Source organism: Chromatiaceae bacterium (assembly GCA_024235395.1).
Taxonomy (GTDB): Bacteria; Pseudomonadota; Gammaproteobacteria; order Chromatiales; family Chromatiaceae; genus Thiosocius.
Map to the genome: position 1 here is coordinate 19450 of JACKMK010000004.1, position 17401 is coordinate 36850.

16 protein-coding genes are annotated in these 17401 nt (G+C 59.4%); 15 read left to right on the forward strand and 1 reads right to left on the reverse strand.

The genetic code is table 11. The features are described from left to right. Window positions 1–69: 69 nt before the first annotated feature. The 12 genes from H6955_18595 (at window position 70) to H6955_18650 (ending at window position 13729) form a co-directional block, all read left to right on the forward strand. Complete coding sequence (locus H6955_18595; GenBank protein MCP5315575.1) at window positions 70–1428, forward strand: O-antigen ligase family protein; 1359 nt, start codon at window positions 70–72, stop codon at window positions 1426–1428. A 31-nt stretch (window positions 1429–1459) separates the two neighbouring features. Next, window positions 1460–1918, forward strand: coding sequence for a DUF2231 domain-containing protein (locus tag H6955_18600; GenBank protein ID MCP5315576.1), 459 nt, complete (start codon window positions 1460–1462; stop codon window positions 1916–1918). A gap of 605 nt (window positions 1919–2523) precedes the next feature. Continuing rightward, window positions 2524–4341 carry an asparagine synthase (glutamine-hydrolyzing) gene (gene asnB / locus H6955_18605; GenBank protein ID MCP5315577.1) on the forward strand — a complete coding sequence of 606 codons (1818 nt, stop codon included), beginning with the start codon at window positions 2524–2526 and terminating at the stop codon, window positions 4339–4341. A gap of 488 nt (window positions 4342–4829) precedes the next feature. Then, window positions 4830–5666, forward strand: a complete 837-nt coding sequence (locus H6955_18610) for a phosphatase PAP2 family protein (GenBank protein ID MCP5315578.1) — start codon at window positions 4830–4832, stop codon at window positions 5664–5666. Between the two features lie 189 nt (window positions 5667–5855). Continuing rightward, window positions 5856–6371, forward strand: a complete 516-nt coding sequence (locus H6955_18615; protein ID MCP5315579.1) for a hypothetical protein — start codon at window positions 5856–5858, stop codon at window positions 6369–6371. A gap of 287 nt (window positions 6372–6658) precedes the next feature. Then, window positions 6659–7336, forward strand: a complete 678-nt coding sequence (locus tag H6955_18620; protein MCP5315580.1) for a response regulator transcription factor — start codon at window positions 6659–6661, stop codon at window positions 7334–7336. A gap of 43 nt (window positions 7337–7379) precedes the next feature. Then, entirely contained in the window at window positions 7380–9281 is a 1902-nt protein-coding gene (locus tag H6955_18625; protein ID MCP5315581.1) for a HAMP domain-containing histidine kinase, read from the forward strand. A gap of 513 nt (window positions 9282–9794) precedes the next feature. Continuing rightward, window positions 9795–10148 (forward strand): PepSY domain-containing protein, encoded by a 354-nt coding sequence (locus H6955_18630; protein MCP5315582.1) that lies wholly within the window; start codon window positions 9795–9797, stop codon window positions 10146–10148. Between the two features lie 60 nt (window positions 10149–10208). Continuing rightward, entirely contained in the window at window positions 10209–10994 is a 786-nt protein-coding gene (locus H6955_18635) for a hypothetical protein (GenBank protein ID MCP5315583.1), read from the forward strand. Further along, window positions 10991–11755: a hypothetical protein gene (locus tag H6955_18640; protein ID MCP5315584.1), complete on the forward strand. Its 765-nt coding sequence runs from the start codon at window positions 10991–10993 to the stop codon at window positions 11753–11755. The genes H6955_18635 and H6955_18640 overlap by 4 nt, the downstream gene beginning before the upstream one ends. A gap of 28 nt (window positions 11756–11783) precedes the next feature. Continuing rightward, on the forward strand, window positions 11784–12446 hold the full coding sequence (locus tag H6955_18645) for a response regulator transcription factor (protein MCP5315585.1): 663 nt from the start codon (window positions 11784–11786) through the stop codon (window positions 12444–12446). Continuing rightward, window positions 12443–13729, forward strand: coding sequence for a two-component sensor histidine kinase (locus H6955_18650; GenBank protein ID MCP5315586.1), 1287 nt, complete (start codon window positions 12443–12445; stop codon window positions 13727–13729). Before H6955_18645 ends, H6955_18650 begins: the two co-directional genes overlap by 4 nt. 877 nt (window positions 13730–14606) lie before the next feature. On the opposite strand, the gene H6955_18655 is transcribed toward H6955_18650, so the two are convergent. Continuing rightward, window positions 14607–15587 (reverse strand): AraC family transcriptional regulator, encoded by a 981-nt coding sequence (locus H6955_18655; protein ID MCP5315587.1) that lies wholly within the window; start codon window positions 15585–15587, stop codon window positions 14607–14609. 212 nt (window positions 15588–15799) lie between these two features. Here H6955_18655 and H6955_18660 point away from each other — a divergent pair, with 212 nt between their 5' ends. From H6955_18660 to H6955_18670, 3 genes are all read left to right on the forward strand, one after another. After that, window positions 15800–16192 (forward strand): ester cyclase, encoded by a 393-nt coding sequence (locus H6955_18660; protein ID MCP5315588.1) that lies wholly within the window; start codon window positions 15800–15802, stop codon window positions 16190–16192. A gap of 68 nt (window positions 16193–16260) precedes the next feature. Next, on the forward strand, window positions 16261–16755 hold the full coding sequence (locus tag H6955_18665) for a DUF1772 domain-containing protein (protein ID MCP5315589.1): 495 nt from the start codon (window positions 16261–16263) through the stop codon (window positions 16753–16755). 88 nt (window positions 16756–16843) lie between these two features. Next, window positions 16844–17377: an adenylate kinase gene (locus tag H6955_18670; protein ID MCP5315590.1), complete on the forward strand. Its 534-nt coding sequence runs from the start codon at window positions 16844–16846 to the stop codon at window positions 17375–17377. Window positions 17378–17401 lie beyond the last annotated feature (24 nt).

A 17401-nucleotide genomic window follows, 5' to 3' on the forward strand; every position in this document is an offset into this window, starting at 1 on the left:
ATGCGACACACCACCCGCTCAGAATCATCGACAACGGAAATAGTCGTTAGTACCGCGGAACGTGTCGCGATGCTCGGCATCTACCTTTTCGCGTTGGCGGCCGCACCAAGCGCTGCGGCGGCGAATGTGGGCATCGTGCTATTCACCCTGGCTTTCTTCTGGCAGGGCCGGTCGCTGTGCCCCCTACTCACCGAGCCCGTCGTCCTGCTCGGACTGCTGTTCGCCGCCTTCGTGACAATCCACTCGCTGTTCTGGTACCTGCACGCACCCGATTCGGACTATGCCAGCATGGTGCTGCGCAGCGCGGGCGACTGGATCAAACTTTTGTTCTTCATCCCCTTCGCATGGTGGCTCAGCTCACGACCGCAGGAGATCGGGCGCATCCTGTTCATTGCGGCCGTCGGCCTGGCCCTCGGCTTCCTGCACAAAATCAACTGGCCCGTCCTCGACCAAGGTTTCCTGCACCGCCAGTTCACGGCGTATCTGCAGCCGCTTGCGATGGGCCTGTATGCGGGTGTCGCCGTGCTCGGCCTGCTGACTTGCCGCTCGCCGTTGCTGCGCCGATGGCGCGCCGGGCCGAGGCGGTGGCTGGCCGTCTTTGGCTATTTGACGCTCGTCGCCGTGCTGGTGGAACTGTTGATCCTGTCGTACTCACGCACAGCCTGGCTTTGCTTTGCGGCGGGTCTGATCCTGTTGGCGCTTCGCTATGTGTTCCTGTCTCAGCGTGAGCACGCCCTCCGCAACTGGCAGATGGGCCTGTTGGCTGGGCTCGTACTGTTCTCGCTCTTGGTGGTAAACCTCGACGACCTGAGAGATCGCATGAATGCCGAGGTGCCGGTGATCGAACAGATAATCGAAGGCCAGTTCAGCGAGGACGCACGCGGTTCGATCGCCGTCCGGCTACATGGCTGGCAATTCGCGCTCGAATCATGGCAACAACGTCCCTGGTTCGGCTGGGGGGCGGGGACCAGCCACCTGCTGATTCCGGCCAGCGGCCTGCCGCAACTGCGCGTCGGCAACCTCTGGTTGGCGCATTTCCACAACACTTACCTTGAGCTCCTTTTCCAGTTCGGCGCCGTGGGGACGCTGCTGTTCCTTTTGCTGTTGATCGCGCTGGTGGTTGGCGCAATCCGCAGCCGCAGGGCCACGCACCTTTCCTCCGTTCGCGATGGATGTGCCTGTCTTTATCCCCTGCTGTTGGTCGCCGGCGTCTGCACCGCAGCGTGGGTCCTGGCCGACCACCGAGCCACCAACCACGACTGGCGATTCTTCTGGATGCTCCTAGCCGGTAGCGCATTCGCACTGCATCTTTCCGCCAGCGCTCGGGCAGTGGGCACGGCACACGGCGCCCATTCGGCTACCGTCGCCCAGCGCGATTCTGCCCGCCCCCTTCCTTCAGATCGTGTTAAGGCAAGGCGCGCAGAATAGTCGCCCTATCGACTGTTTGAAGGTAGCGTTCATGTTGGACATCGCTCATATTCACCCGATGTTGGTGCATTTTCCGCTGGCCCTGTTGCCGTTGGCGGTCACGGCACAGGCGATATCGCTGGCGACGGAAGGCGGACTATTCGGACGAAACTGCAGCGCACGGATGGGGATGGGGATTCTGGCAGTGACCGCCGTCGCGGCAATCCTTGCCGCGATTTTTGGTGACATGGCATTCGACCAGGCGCTGGCCGCAGGAGTCCCCGAGGCAGCGATGGAAGACCATGAGCACCTGGGAATGCTCAGTGCCATCGCGCTTGCCGGACTGGCCGCCGTCGAGTCAATCTTATACTTGCGTAGCGACAACTCCCGGCTCATTTCCGTCCTTCTCCTGATCGCCGGATTCGGCCTACTCTCAGTCTTGCTGGCAACCGCCTGGTTTGGTGGTCATCTAGTCTACGATCTCGGCATCAACGTCGCGCAGGACCTCTGACGATTGATCCCCGTGCTGCCGCCCACACGACTGAAGCGGTCATATCCGAATCAGCCCTTTTGCCCCTCAAGGTGTTCACGCCCGGACACCTTGTGGCGTTGGCAGGTTGTTGATGGAGACCCTACGCCAAAGCACCGGAAACGGGGGCAAATCATATCGGACCTCGCCGTATGGGCCTCGAACGACGCCTTTCGTGAGTCTCCCGGCACCTATCGATAATCGGCTGTAAGCGGAGAGCCTACCGGCCCTGATACCAGGGCCGTCACGGCGTTCCGAATGCATCCGGCACTCGCCCACTAAGTGGGCCGCCTTCTCCATGAACCGTAACCTTGCCATTCGGTAAGCTGGTCGCAAGGTTCCCGCAATCTGCTCTCTCCTATCCTGGATCGACTTGGTCAATCGCCCCGATTGAACGCCACCGGAGATCCTGGATGACCCGTTCGAAGCATTCCCACTTCCCGAAACCGGGCATCGGCGCACGACGTAAATCAGCGACGTCCGTCGGTTGCCTGACGATACCGCGGCCAAGTCGTGCACCAGCCGCTGGTCCCTTAACCGGCAACTGGAAAATGCCATCACTGGTCGCGGGCTGAGGTGTAGCAATCATGTGTGGAATTGCCGGATTCGTCTGCGATGGCCCTGGCCCTGATGTCGCCCGACTCTGGAAAATGGCCAGAATCCTTCATCACCGCGGGCCTGACGACGCAGGGATTCATGTCGATGAGAACATCGGATTGGTGCACACGCGGCTCGCGATCATCGACCTCGAAGGCGGCCACCAGCCGATGCACGATGACGGGAACACATTGGCGTTGGTTGCGAACGGCGAAATCTACAACCACGTCGAGTTGGCGCGGGACCTCAAGGCGAAAGGGCGCACATTCGAGACCCGCTCTGATTCAGAAACCATCCTGCACGCCTACGCTGTCTATGGCCGCGGGTTCCTGCAGCATCTGAACGGCATGTTCGCCCTGGCATTGCACGACAAATCGAAACGTCAGGTCATCCTCGCGCGCGACCGTCTGGGCATCAAACCCCTATACTTCGCGCAACTCCCCAATTGTGTCGTGTTTGCATCCGAGATCAAGGCGATCCTGCCCTTTCTCGATCATGCGCCAGCACTCGACGCCGACGCGTTCATTCAATACCTCGAGTTTCAATTCAGCACCGGGAGGCGCACCCTGGTGCATGGCATCCAGCGCCTGCTGCCCGGCGAAGCCATGGCCATCGACAGCAACCTCCATATCGAACGCTGGCGCTACTGGTCACCGCTCGACGCCAGACCGAGAAACCGTCGCTTCGAAGAGGCCGCGGAGGAATTCGACGGCATCATAGAGCGGGTGATGACAGAGCATCTGCGCGCCGACGTACCGTTCGGACTGTTCCTGTCGGGCGGCGTGGACTCAGGCGTGTTGGCCGCAATGATTCACAAATACCAGGACCGCCCGATCCGCACATTCTCGGTTGGCTATCGGGGAACGCGCTTCGTCGGCGAACTCGAGGACGCGAGCAGGATCGCAAACCTATTTGCGACCGAGCACACCGTGCTCGAACTCGAAGACAGGCAGATCCTCCGGCGCATCCCGCACATGGTTTGGGCCAATGACGAGTTGATGCGCGACTACGCGTGCCTGCCGACCTCGATTCTTGCCGAGCAGGCCAGCCGGGAGGTCAAAATGGTTTTCACGGGTGAAGGTGGCGACGAGGTGTTCGCCGGCTATGGGCGCTATCGCAAGTCGCCGCTCGAACGCCTGCTGAACCGCACTCTCGCCCCCGGCTCCGGCGGATTCCGCACGCACGGACAATGGCACCGACGCTATGCTCGCGATGCTCTCGGCCCTGGGCTCGCGAGGGCACGCCAGTCGGTTCGTATGCCGTTTGTCAGCGCCTGGAAGGAGACGCCGTCCGACTGGAGCGACGTCCAGCGCAGCCAGTACACCGACATGACCACCGCGCTGCCGGACAACCTGCTGGTCAAAGCCGATCGCATGTTGATGGGCTTCGCCCTGGAGGGTCGAGTGCCGTTCCTGGACCATCGGATCGTCGAATTCGGTCTTTCCCTGCCGGATGACCTCAAGGTGCAGCCCCACCAGGGGAAGTGGTTCCTGAAGCGCTGGGCGGAACGCCATCTGCCCAGCGATCATCTGTATCGCAAAAAACGTGGCTTCAACGTGCCGGTTGGTGAATGGCTGCGCGGTCCCTTCCTGGAGCAACTCGCTGGCAAACTGATTGCCAATCGCGCTATCGGCGAATGGTTCAATGTCGACGGGGTTAAACGTCTCATCGACGATCAAAGGCGCGGCCGTCACGCCACCCGCGAAATCATGGGACTGACACAGTTCGCAATCTGGCATCGGTTGTTTATCGAACGCTTGGGAGAAAAGCCCTCCCCGGATGAAGATCCGCTGGCATGGATTGCGTGAACTTCACATAGCCACAGCCCGCGATTCCTGTTTGCGCAACATATCAGTGCAGATTCGACCGCTCGCATTTCGCTTGCACACCAGGGCCCGGTCGCGTCGTTTCACAGCATGAGAGACTTGCCAGGTGCGACGACGCGATTAGCGAGCGCGAGACATCGCGCATGCCCCAACCTACCGCCCCTGGGCGGACGGGAATCGCTGATCGCCTTCCGAGCTCAACCTTGCCAAATGGTAATGTTCGCCTGGCCGCGTTGTAACGCCGTCGTCGTTAAACTCATCCTCCGATTGATGCGACTTTGGAGGGAACGGCATCGGGTTTCACGAGTGCGGCGACAATTGCCGCTTTCACCCCTCCGCCACGCCGTCCAGTCACAATGCGAATGTGGCACATCCGATTGTGGGCTCGGAATCGTGCGTCCGGACCGAGTCAGCACGAAATTGCGCGCGGAGCATTTATTTCGGAGTGCGCCTTGCAGGCGAAGGCAACCATGCAGATCTCCCTTTCCTTGCAACCGCTGCACAAAACCACGCAAGCCGCAATTGATCGGCTCTCCAGACGCGATCGCAAAGAGATCGCCGAATTGCTCTGGCTGTCCATGGCATTCGTCGTTCTTGCCTTTGGTTTGGCGATCGCGACGGGGGGTTATCACGGCGGATTCGAAACGCTTCACCGGTTGAGTCAAGCCGCATGGCCGGATGAGATCTGGAAGTTGATTACTTGGTTCGGTGACGGACGGGTATTGATCGTCTTTAGCCTGCCCTTCGTTCGGCGACGCCCCGAGATATTTTGGGCACTGATCGTGGGCGTGGTGATCGCCGGTCTTTACACCCGCGGCGCGAAGATCCTATTCGACGTTCCGCGACCGCCGGCTGTATTGCCTCCAGACGAGATTCGAGTCGTCGGGCGCGTTCTGAAACACGGTAGCTTTCCTTCTGGACATACTCTGTCGGCATTCTTGTTCGCGGGAGTACTGTTCGCATTCGGCAACCGATGGCGGGCTCGCCTGCCTTTGCTGGCCGCCGCAACGCTCGTTGGAATCAGCCGGGTCGCACTCGGGGTACATTGGCCGCAAGACATCATCGCCGGCGCATTCAGCGGATTGTTGCTCGCGGCCGCCGCCGTGGCATTGACCCGGAAATGGCGCGTGGGTTTACAGCCGACAGTACACCTGGTCATTGTGGCGACAATGCTGATCGCGATGCTGACGCTGCTTTATGATAACCAGAGCAATCCGCCGATGCCCACACTCGTTTACCCGCTCGTCGTCATCGGCGTGACGTCAATTGCTGTGCAGTATCGTGATCTGGTCTCAATCTCCCGATAGCACCCCAGTCTCGACGTCGAAAGCAGCAACGACTCCGCAATCCTGCTTCTCCCATTCGCCAAGCAGTCATCTTGCCTGCGTGCAACCTTTCCAACTGGTAACTTGCAAGCGAACCTTGAGCAAGGTGGGCAATTGGATACTCAACCCACCGAATGCAGACATTTGAACGCTCGACGTCAGGAAAAACCCATGAACGCGCTTCGAACGGCCACGATGGCTATCGGCAGCTTATTGGCAACTAGTGGTTTCGATGCACTTGCCGTCGACCTTAGGAGTGATCGCGCCACACTGCCTGCCGGCATCCAGGTCACCGAAGCCGTCACGATTGCACAACTACCGACCGATGTTCAGGGCGGATCAATCGGAGCCGACAGCGGCTGTACGCAGACGATACTGGACACCGTGAAGCTCGACGCCGCCGATGCAATTCGGATCGCCACCATGGCGGTCCCAGGTAGGGTTATGGCAGTTCAGCTCGACGAGGAAAACGGCTTCCTGATGTGGGAGGTGTCCGAATGGGGCGCCGATGGCCGAAGGATTCAACTCAAGCTCGACGCCGGCAACGGGCGCCTGTTGGCTGCGGAGACTGGAGATGACTTGGGCGCTGATGACCGTGGCCGCGCGTGCGAGCCCGGCCGAGATCAACGCCACTGGCAGTTCTGGGATGATGACGACGATGAGGACAGGTGTGAGGTTCACGACTGACCCGGCCGACCGGCCCGATAACCGACAGTGCCCCGCGTAGGCAGGCATCGTGCTCAAGCCGCCTCGGCAAGGCTGAACGGCGCGGAGGAAAGTCCGCCTCACTTCAGCCCACCCGCATCCCGATCCACTCTGCCCATGGCATGATCGACGTCGCGCAGAGGCAGCCCCGGTGGCCATCGTTGCACGCGACAAGATCCAACTGATCCAGCTCCTATCAAGACGCCGGCCGGCCGCAGATTCGTGTATTGCAGCTGTGGCAGCTACCGACAATCACCTAGAATATCCAGATGCATCTTCTGATTATCGAAGACGACCGTGAAGCCGCCGCTTGGCTGATCAAGGGTCTGCAGGCCAACGGACATGTGGTTGACCATGCGATCGATGGTGACGACGGCCTGCATCTCGCGATTGCGGGTGAATACGACGTCGTTATTGTTGACCGTATGCTGCCCAAGCGTGACGGGCTTTCGATCGTTCGCATGCTGCGCGCGGATGGCAATGGCACACCGGCTCTGATCCTGAGTGCGCTCGGCGAGGTCGATGATCGAGTAGAAGGTCTGCGTGCCGGTGGTGACGACTATCTCGTCAAACCTTATGCCTTCGATGAACTGATCGCTCGATTGGAGGCGCTCACCCGTAGGCAAAACGGCTCGGAACCCGCAACCCGTTTGAAGATCCTTGACCTTGAACTCGACCTGACCACCCACCGGGTCACTCGAGCCGGGCAATTGATCCGTCTGCAACCCAAAGAGTTGCAGCTGCTCGAGTATCTGATGCGCCACAGAGACCAGATCGTGACGCGCAACATGCTTCTCGAAAACGTCTGGGATTTCCATTTCGACCCGCAAACCAACGTCATCGACACGCAGATTTCACGACTTCGCGCCAAGATCGACAGATCTTTTTCTCCACCGTTACTGCACACCGTCCGTGGTCGCGGCTACCGGCTCAGCGGAAATGAATAGCCGATCACGGTCGAACGGAACACGCGGCTCGTTGCAGCATGCGTTGCTCTACCTCTTGATTGCCGGCGGCGGACTGGCTGTCGTGTACTGGGCCTACAGCTTTTTCTTTGATGCCCAGGAGAAGACCAAGCTTCGGCACGACCTTGCGTCATTTCTGGAAACATACAATGCCAAAGGCAAAGAAGGCATCGAGGCATTGCTCGACGCCAGAGAATCAACGGCGAATACGGACCGTGACAGATTCCTAATATACGTCGATGAATTTGGGAAACGAGTTGCGGGCGATCTCAAAGAATGGCCAGCAGGTGCGCGCGCAGACAATCAGGTCGAAAACATCCAGTTTGACTTCGATATTCTACCTTACGTGCTGGAGGATCACGACGGCGACTGGCTCAGCATTGGTACGACCTTCGTTGATGGCAGCCAGCTTGTGATGGTTCAAAGGGTACAGAGCGCTGAGGACCGGCAGGAGATTTTCTTCGACATCTTCTTGGCAAGCATTGCGGGCTTGATGTTGATGCTGGGGTGGAGAGCAATTCATCGCACGAAAATGAACCGACTGCTGCGCACCAGTGCGATTCGCCTCTCACTGCGCTATACCCTGTTTTATATTCTGATTGCAGGTGGCGGGCTAGCTGTCCTCTACTGGACCACCAGCCGGTATGTTGACGTTCAGATTCGGGCTGGCCTTCAGCAACACCTGACGGCCTTGCAGAAAAAGTACGATGCAGATGGCGCTGCAGGAATCAAGAAGACGCTGGATGTCAGTGACTCGGACGCCGCCGCCGACAATCATCGATTCACTTTGTATATCGACAGTTCCGGCAATCGAATTGCCGGTGACCTGAAAGGGTGGCCTGCAAACGCGCAAACGGATGGCCAAGTCACCAACATCTGGGTCGAAGACGACTTCATTCCAAATGCGCCGGAAGACCACGACGGCTATTGGCCCAGTGTTGCCACGATCTTCGACGACGGTAGCCGCCTTCTGATTGTTCAAAGCGTAAAGAGCGCGGAAGAACTCCAGGATTTCATCGTCGGCATTTTGATTTCGACGTTGACAACTATCATTGCCTTGACCCTCTTGCTGGGTTGGAGATTGGGTCGTCAGCTGTTGGCGCGTGTAGACCAGGTTAACGTGACGGCTGGAAGAATCCTTGATGGATGCCTCGACAAACGAATTCCCATTACTGGTGCGGGTGACGAATTCGACGAACTCGCGAACAAGCTCAATGCGATGCTGGATCATATCAATCGCCTGATCCACGGTATGCGTCAGGTTACGGACAATGTGGCGCACGATTTGCGACGGCCATTGACCCGTATCCGAAGTCGGCTCGATTTCGTATTGCGCGAACCGCGCGATTCGATGGCGTATCGAGAATCGCTCGAACAGACGCAAAAAGACATCGAAGACGTATTGAAGACCTTCAATGCACTACTGGAGATTGCGCAGGCGGAAGCCGGACATTTCCGCGGAGAATTGGGCCCATTGGATATATCGGCATTGGCAACCGAATTGGGAGAGATGTATGCGGATTTTCTCGCGGAGCATGGTCAAGCGCTGTCTCTCGCAATCGACGCTGGACTCTGCGTATATGGCAACCGACAGTTGTTGGCGCAGGTGATTAGCAACCTGATCGAAAATGCTCACAAACATGCGGGCGCAGGGGCCAGGGTGGAATTGCGCGTTTGGCGTGATGGTAACGAGATCGCTCTTGCCGTTTCCGACAACGGCCCCGGCATTCCCGAAGACAAGAGGCAATATGTTCTGCAACGTTACACGCGCCTAGATGCGGCACGCAGCACCACTGGTAATGGGCTCGGTTTAAGTCTCGTGAATGCTGTCGCACGACTCCATGCGGCTGGGCTTTCGCTCGAGGGTAGTGCACCCGGTTTAACTGTGTCACTGCGCTTTCCGTCCCGGAAATGTCCATCACGGTAGCGCATCTCGTGTTGGGCGGCCCCGGGCACGGTAGACACTTCCGGTCTATGAATTCAGCCTAAGGAGGAAGCCCTACTGGGCTAACCCCGGTCCAGTGGGCACTTTCGCGCTAGAAGCCGTCGGGTGAAGATTCTTACCCGTCTGCTCTGGGTCGCAAGCGGTCGTTCGACCTAATTCTCGTCTTGAAATCCGCTTCGGTAGTACGAGTGACCGCCGGGGCGGGTACGACCTAGGCGTGAGATTGTAGACAATCATTAGCGACGCGCCGTGGCGCCAGTTTATTGGTGGCAAATGTCCCGCCGAACGCCGAGGTCGTTCATGACAGTCGCTGGACGCTTTCCCCACGACCTCGCGGTGTGAAGTGCCCTTCCACGGCGAAGACCTGGCAACTGCCTCCTCGTCACTGCATTGGCAACGGCTTGTAGCCTCCGCGCCCCCGCTAATTCTCAGCTAATTCTGCTGCTCTACCTTCGGCATCCATCAATCGATGCACTCAAAGAAGGAGACACGCAGATGAACCGTAAAACCCAATTCGCCATTGCCGCGGCCCTGCTGATCGGTGCCACTGTTGGCGCCGCCTATGCCCTTGTGGCGGAACAGAACGACGCGCTGGGCATTTCCGAAGCGAAGGTCAGTCTCGCTCAGGCGATCGCCGCTGCGGAGCACGACGTTGGCGGTAGGGCCTCGCGCGCCGAATTCGAACGCGAGCCCGGCAAAGGACTTTTCCAGGTCGAGGTGGTAAACGGCCAGACCGTGATGGACGTGACCGTCGACGCCTCAAACGGCGAGGTCCTCTCGGCCGTCCTCGATCGCTTCGATGGTCTGGGCGACGACGATGACCGCATCGATCACGAAAAAGCCGACTGAGCGGAACCGGGACCCACAGAGGTCCCGGTTCTCCCCGACTTCAAATCCAAGAGGCTCCCTATGCCAATCGCACTCCGTGACGAAATGCAACCGCTGCTGAACAAGGTACCGGAAGTCACACTGTTCTTCTGGATCATCAAGGTCTTCTCCACCACCGTCGGCGAGACCGCGGCAGACTATCTCAACTTCAATCTACACCTCGGTCTGACCGGTACCTCGGTCGTGATGACCGGCCTATTGCTGGGTCTGCTGATCGCGCAGGTCAAAGCCGAGCGATACATCCCGTGGCGATACTGGTCGACGGTGGTCCTGATCAGCGTGGTCGGCACCCTGATTACCGACAACCTGACGGACAACTTCGGCGTCCCACTGGAGGCCACGACGCTGGGTTTCTCGCTCGCGCTGGGACTAACCTTCCTGCTCTGGCACCGCAGCGAACGCACGCTGTCCATCCATTCCATCTTCACCCGCCGCCGCGAGCTGTACTACTGGGCAGCGATCCTATTCACCTTTGCGCTAGGCACCGCGGCTGGGGATTGGGTCGCCGAGGGCCTGAACATGGGCTTTATCGCCGCCGCCATCCTGTTTGGCGGTCTGATCGTGCTGGTGACACTCGCCCATTACTGGCTTGTACTGCGCGCGGTTCCGGCATTCTGGATGGCCTATGTGCTGACCCGTCCGCTAGGTGCGGCTTGTGGCGACCTGTTGATCCAACCGCCCGCCGATGGAGGTTTAGGCATGGACAATATGTGGGTCAACGCGGCCTTTCTGATCACCATCGTCACACTGGTACTTTATCTGACCTTCACCCGCAAGGACGTCACCGAGATGAGGGAATCCGCATGAAAGAAGTAACAAACGCGCAGGAACTAGCGGTCAAAGTGCCGCAGTTAACCCTGGCATTCTGGGTAGTGAAGGTACTCGCGACCACCCTGGGCGAGACCGGCGGGGACACCCTATCAATGTCGTTGAACTTGGGCTACCTGATGAGCACTGGTATCTTCGCGGCCCTGTTCGTGGCGGCCGTGATCGCGCAGGTGAAGGCGCGACAGTTCAAACCGGTGATCTACTGGGCAACGATGATCGCGACGACCACGGTCGGTACGACCATGGCGGACTTTGCGGACCGCTCGCTGGGTATCGGCTACACAGGCGGCTCGGTGCTGCTGCTGACGCTGCTGATGGCCTCGCTGATGACCTGGAAAAGAACCCTGGGTTCGATCTCAGTCGACAGCGTGTCCAGTCCGGCCTCGGAATTGTTCTATTGGGTGACCATCCTGTTCTCACAGACCTTGGGAACGGCCCTTGGCGATTGGACTGCGGACACCGCCGGGCGTGGCTACGAGGGCGCGGCCCTGATATTCGCGGGCGGGCTGGCACTGACGGCGCTGGCCTACTACCGGACCCGAGTCTCGCGTACCCTACTGTTCTGGGCCGCATTCATCCTGACCCGGCCTCTGGGCGCAGTAGTCGGCGACTTCCTCGACAAGCCTTTGAGTGCGGGCGGCCTGGGGTTGAGCCGATTCGGTGCCACCCTGGTATTGTTGGTCGGCATCGCTGTACTCATGGTGTTGTTCCGCCAGCAGCCGGCCAGGTCGCATCACTGAGGAAACCGCGGAAGCCAGGACAACTACCATGCGCATCCTCCTTGTCGAAGACGATCCGATGATTGGCGAGGCCGTCGCCATTGCGTTGAAGGACGCCGCCTATGCGGTCGACTGGGTTCGCAACGGGACGGCCGCGTCGCATTCGCTGGCCATCGACGAGCACCAGGCCGTACTGCTGGATCTGGGCCTACCGGGGCGTGATGGGTTGGATGTCCTGCAACGCTTGCGCAGAGCAGGCCGGCGCATCCCGGTGATCGTGATCACTGCACGCGACGGACTTGATGACCGTGTCCGAGGTCTGGACTCAGGTGCCGACGACTACCTGGTCAAACCGTTCGACATCCCTGAACTGCTTGCGCGGCTGCGTGCGGTGATCCGCCGCCAAGGTGGACATGCCGACGCAGTCCTGAGCAACGGTAGGGTCAGCTTGGATCCAGCGACCCGAACCGCGTCCAGCGACCTGGCCAAGGTCCAACTCAGTGCGCGGGAGTTTGCCCTGTTGCATGCCCTGTTGCTGCGTCCGGGCAACATCCTCGGACGCACAGAGCTGGAGGAACGGATCTACGGCTGGAACGAAGAAGTCGAGAGCAATGCGATCGACTTCCTGATCCATGCAGTACGCAAAAAGCTGGGCAGCTCGGTAATCCGCAATATACGCGGCGCGGGCTGGATGGTGGACAGTCCGATATGAGCCACTCCCTACAACAACGTCTTGCCCGCATGCTCGCGGCTGCGATATTGGTCGCAGGGGTGGTCGCTGCGATGGCTTCATTCGTGTTGGCCTACCTGGAAGCCAGCGAGTTCCAGGACGAAACGCTCCGCCAGATCGCGGTTATTGGCAGTCGTGGTACGGAATCGGTCGCGGCGACTGTGGTGGCGGCGTCCAGTGATCCCGAATCGCGTGTGCGGCTGTATCACCTGCCGGCGACCACCGTGCCGGATTGGGTGACCCCCAACATCGGATCGGGATTTCACACGCTGGACAGCAATGACGGCACTGTGCGGGTATTCGTGCGCCGCGACGGCGACACACGGATCATTGCTACCCAACCGACCGAGGCCCGCGATGAGCTCGCGATCAATAGCGCACTACGCACCTTGGTCCCGTCGATGTTGCTGGTCCCGCTGCTACTATGGATGAGTGCGCGCCTGTTGGCCCGGGAATTCAATCCAATCAATCGGCTTGCGCAACACGTCGACGCTCAGTCTCCGGACAACCCGCAGGGTATCGAGCATACCGGGGTCCCTGCCGAGATCGTGCCGTTCATCCAGGCAATCAACCGCCTGTTGAAACGCACTGCGCAACTGATCACACAACAACGTCGTTTCATTGCCGACGCCTCACACGAGCTTCGTAGTCCGCTGGCGGCGCTCTCGCTACAGCTGCAGAACCTCGACCAAGCGGGGAGTTACGAGGAACTGCGAGCTCGGATAGCTCCGTTGCGAGCAGGCGTTGAACGTGCACGCCAGTTGACGACCCAACTCTTGGATCTGGCTCGCAGCCAGACCGATAGCGATCGAGCAGCTACGACAGATTTGCCAGTTCTGGTACGCGAGCTGTTGGCTGAATTCCAACCTCACACCGAAGCCAGGCAGATCGATCTGGGTCTGGACGAAATCGAGTCCTTCGCGCTGTGCGCCCCGCCCGAATCGGTTCGGTTGGTCCTGGTCAATGCACTCGATAATGCCTTCAAGTACACGTCGCCGGGCAGTGAGGTTACAGTGCGTGTGACGCGTGACGGCGAACACGGCCTTGTCGAGGTAATCGATCAGGGTCCTGGCATTCCGCACGATCAACGCGAGCGGGTATTCGACGCCTTCTACCGCCTGCCCGGCAGTCGCGGGATCGGCAGCGGCCTGGGTTTATCTATCGCCTCCGAAGCCGCCACGCGCAGCGGCGGTACGATCGAACTGCACAGCGGTCCGAGCGGTATCGGACTGGTGCTTCGATATCGGTGCCGAGTATGTCAATGACATCCACTTGCCAGCTTTGCCAATGCAGGGCATGAGGAAGTGAAACACGACCCACGAAGGACGCAACGGCATGCACAACATTCGGCGCGCTCAACCGCTGGGAAAATAGAGGCGACGCACGCTCTTCTCCCACGTGCACCAAACCGATTTGTTGCCTATGTGCGCGGGGCGTTCGACCAAATGTTTGTTGCCCTTCACCAGCTCTTATCATCCATCCCAGAGGTTAGTATTGGCACTCAATGCCATTCTCCAACCTGTTGATATTCAGATATAAGCTTCGAGCCACAAGTGCGCCATTGCGCGCGTCACCGCGCCGTCCCTCGAGTGCCAGAAAGCTCCAACAACTTTGTGGCAGCCTGCGACGCCATTTTTCACTGTGAATCCTTGCCAGGACCTTCTTGTCTTGCGGTGGTTGCGTCCCCGCCACGAAGAACTACCCAGATTGCTGGCCCGCCCAATCCAAGAGCGACGACCAGCAGCGCAATGTATGGCACATACTCGTCCATTCCTACGGAGCCTCGCGAGGATGCAGATGTAAGCATCGGAGTCGATTCACAAGTGACAACGATTGTACGACCGTCGCCGGTACTTTTTGCAGCGGTAGGTCGAATCTCTTGGTTCTTTGCCTAGACCGCGCGAGATGCGCAACCATGGGCTCGCGCCCAGGACTGTTCTTTATCGGTATGCTTGGAATGGGCATCGCAACCTATTGTAAAGCGTCAATCTCGCATCAATAGAATTGCCAACTGATCAGCCCACCTCACGCCTCTTCGATGAAAATGAGCGCGTCACGCCTGTCGCGACGATGGTGTTGCCCGCCTTGTGCACCCAGAAGACCAAGATTACGTTCGCGGAGCCGAGATTGCTCAAATGACAGTCACCGCACACCGGTTGCCGCGTCTTTGTGACCACTCCGGCGAACATGGCCCGGTGAAGCTTCGAACGTTCGCTTGAAGGCGCGGCAGAACGCCGCTTCGGATTGGTAGCCGAGTTCTTCGGCGATCTCCGCCACGGGCCTGGTCGAATCTAACAGTCGGATCCTGGCCACCTGCATGCGCCACTCGGTCAGGTATCTGCCGGGCGACACCCCTACCAACTGGGTGAACCGCGCGGAAAACGCCGATCGCGACATGGCTACCGCATCGGCGAGCGTCGCCACGCCCCAGTCGTTCGCTGGGTCCTTGTGAATCAAAGCGAGTGCCCGTCCGATCTGGCGATCACGCAGTGCGCCCAACCAACCCTGATCGGCCTCCGGCGAATGCTCCAGCCAGGAGCGTATCGCCTGGATCACCACCACGTCGGCCAGGCGCGTAATGACGGTTTCACCGCCCGGTTTCAACGAGGCGGCCTCACTCGCGATGAAGCGCAGCGTGCTTTGCAGCCAGCCGCCGGCATCGTCGTGCCAGCCGTCGATGTGAATGGCCTGCGGCAGCAGTCGCAACAGATGCTGCGCCGCGATGTCATCGAAGCGAATCACGCCATACATGGTCTGGGTGAGTTCGCCACCGCCGCCATGTCGCATGTGCTCGTAGCGCTCGCTGATCTTCTCGACCGGCAGGTCAAACAGCGGTTCCGGCCGCAGGCGTGGGTCACTGCTGACGATGTGTGGCACGCCGTGCGGGATCAGTGCCAGGTTCCCTTGATTGAGCAGCCGTGGCTCTGCGTCCGCGACCTGCAGCCAGCAGCGACCCGAGGTGACCACCAGAAACGTCATGACGCCCTCGAGATTCGGGATTTCGATCGAGAACGGCGCCGTGAACTCTCCCCGGCAGTAGAGCGTGCCGGTCAGGCGCAGCATATGCAGGGTTTCGCCCAGCGGATCTGCGGATTCCGGCAGTACGGGACTCGGTTTGGCCATCGACGACCTCGGCGCGGCTGGATTCGCCCAACATCCACAGCGTAGACGATCTGCATATCTTTGGCGACATTTAGGCATTCAAGATCTTGGATGTCACGCCTAAGCTTTTCTCACGCCAACCGACCGATGAGGGAAGTCCCATGCAAGCCACCGGCCCCGCTCCTTGTATCACGCGGTCCATTGCGCCCCGCTCCGTGAGCCACGAGGCACTGATGCATCGATTCATCGACCGCGTGATCAACGAAGGCGATTACTCAGTGCTCACCGACCTGCTTCACCCCGACTACGTCTACCGTGCGCCTGGCCAGGAACTCCACGGTGTCGAGGCGATCCGCGCCGTGCTCGAAGCCTACCGCTCGGCACTCCCGGATCTGCACATCGGCGTCGACGACCTCGTTGCAGCCGGTGATCGGGTGGCGATCGCTTTCACCCTCACCGGCACTCACGCCGGTACCCTGATGGGCGTCGAAGCCACCGGCAAGCGAGTGAAGATCAATGGCACCTTGTTCAGCCGGCTGGAAGGTGGTCGGATCGTCGAGGAATGGGAGGTCATCGATCAGCTTTCGTTGTTGGCACAACTCGGTGTTGTTTCGCTGCCCGGCTGAATCGGCGAGCAGGATCTGACACGAGGCTATCGCTTTCGAATCCGGTTTTTTGAGGGAGGAGTGATCCTATGGGCTTGTTCGACACCGCACTGGTACTTTCGACATTGCTTTGTACATTGGTGGCCGGATTCGTATTTGCTTTCGCTTCGGTCATCATGCCGGGGATCAGGCGTTTGAGTGACCGCGACTTCCTGCGGGCGTTTCAAGCGATGGACCACGTGATTCAGCGCAACCAGCCTTTCTTCATGCTGGTCTGGCTCGGTTCCGTCGCGAGTCTGTTGGTTGGCCTCCTGCTCGGCTCCTGGCACCTGGAGGGTATCGACCGCCTCCTGCTCGTGGCTGCTGCGGCTATCTATCTGCTCGGTGTGCAGCTGCCGACGGCGGCGATCAACGTCCCACTGAACAACAGGCTGCAGGAACTGGATCTCGATTCGCTGGGCGAATCAGAAATCGGCGAGGCACGCGTGCTTTTCGAAGCCCGCTGGATCAAGTGGAACCTGATCCGAACGATTCTCGCCGTCTCAACGGCTGCGTTGCTGATGCTTCTGCTGCTCAGACTCTGAGCGACGTGACACGATCCGCCTGCGGCGGGTGCCTTCCATGCACAAATTGGGATACATGGAATGTGGCTCAGTGAGTAGAGTGTCTGAGATGAAGAGAGTGGCGGTTTTTGGCAATGCCGGCGGCGGCAAATCGACACTGGCTCGGCGGCTGGCCGGCATCACCGGTTTGCCGGTGCACTCACTCGACACCATTCGATACAGGCCCGGTGGTGGCGAGGTGCCTTACGAGGAGTACCGTCGGATTCATTCCGAACTGCTACGTGGAGAGGAGTGGATCATCGACGGTTTTGGCTGCGTGCCATCTGCCTGGGAGCGTTTTTCGATTGCTGACACCTTGATCTACGTCGATCTACCACTATTCACGCACTACCTCTGGGTAACAAAACGTTTCGTGAAGGGCCTGGCCGTAACGCCCGAGGGCTGGCCCGAAAACAGTCCGATGTGGAGTGGCACATTGAACAGCTATCGGGTACTTCGGCGCTGTCATGAAAAATTGACTCCCAGATACCGGCAGTTGGTTGCAGAGCAGGTCGACTGCAAACGCGTGCACCACTTGAAATCGGCCAGCGGCATGGCCGCTTTTCTCGATGCCGTGGCCAATGAGTATTCGGAGATCCGCTGACGTGACACCCCACCATCGCGTGCA

Bases quoted from the DNA above. Each gene is read 5' to 3' on its own strand.
- H6955_18595 (MCP5315575.1), top strand. From the start codon at position 70: ATGCTCGGCATCTACCTTTTCGCGTTGGCGGCCGCACCAAGCGCTGCG.
- H6955_18600 (MCP5315576.1), top strand. From the start codon at position 1,460: ATGTTGGACATCGCTCATATTCACCCGATGTTGGTGCATTTTCCGCTG.
- asnB (MCP5315577.1), top strand. From the start codon at position 2,524: ATGTGTGGAATTGCCGGATTCGTCTGCGATGGCCCTGGCCCTGATGTC.
- H6955_18610 (MCP5315578.1), top strand. From the start codon at position 4,830: ATGCAGATCTCCCTTTCCTTGCAACCGCTGCACAAAACCACGCAAGCC.
- H6955_18615 (MCP5315579.1), top strand. From the start codon at position 5,856: ATGAACGCGCTTCGAACGGCCACGATGGCTATCGGCAGCTTATTGGCA.
- H6955_18620 (MCP5315580.1), top strand. From the start codon at position 6,659: ATGCATCTTCTGATTATCGAAGACGACCGTGAAGCCGCCGCTTGGCTG.
- H6955_18630 (MCP5315582.1), top strand. From the start codon at position 9,795: ATGAACCGTAAAACCCAATTCGCCATTGCCGCGGCCCTGCTGATCGGT.
- H6955_18635 (MCP5315583.1), top strand. From the start codon at position 10,209: ATGCCAATCGCACTCCGTGACGAAATGCAACCGCTGCTGAACAAGGTA.
- H6955_18640 (MCP5315584.1), top strand. From the start codon at position 10,991: ATGAAAGAAGTAACAAACGCGCAGGAACTAGCGGTCAAAGTGCCGCAG.
- H6955_18645 (MCP5315585.1), top strand. From the start codon at position 11,784: ATGCGCATCCTCCTTGTCGAAGACGATCCGATGATTGGCGAGGCCGTC.
- H6955_18650 (MCP5315586.1), top strand. From the start codon at position 12,443: ATGAGCCACTCCCTACAACAACGTCTTGCCCGCATGCTCGCGGCTGCG.
- H6955_18655 (MCP5315587.1), bottom strand. From the start codon at position 15,587: ATGGCCAAACCGAGTCCCGTACTGCCGGAATCCGCAGATCCGCTGGGC.
- H6955_18660 (MCP5315588.1), top strand. From the start codon at position 15,800: ATGCATCGATTCATCGACCGCGTGATCAACGAAGGCGATTACTCAGTG.
- H6955_18665 (MCP5315589.1), top strand. From the start codon at position 16,261: ATGGGCTTGTTCGACACCGCACTGGTACTTTCGACATTGCTTTGTACA.
- H6955_18670 (MCP5315590.1), top strand. From the start codon at position 16,844: ATGAAGAGAGTGGCGGTTTTTGGCAATGCCGGCGGCGGCAAATCGACA.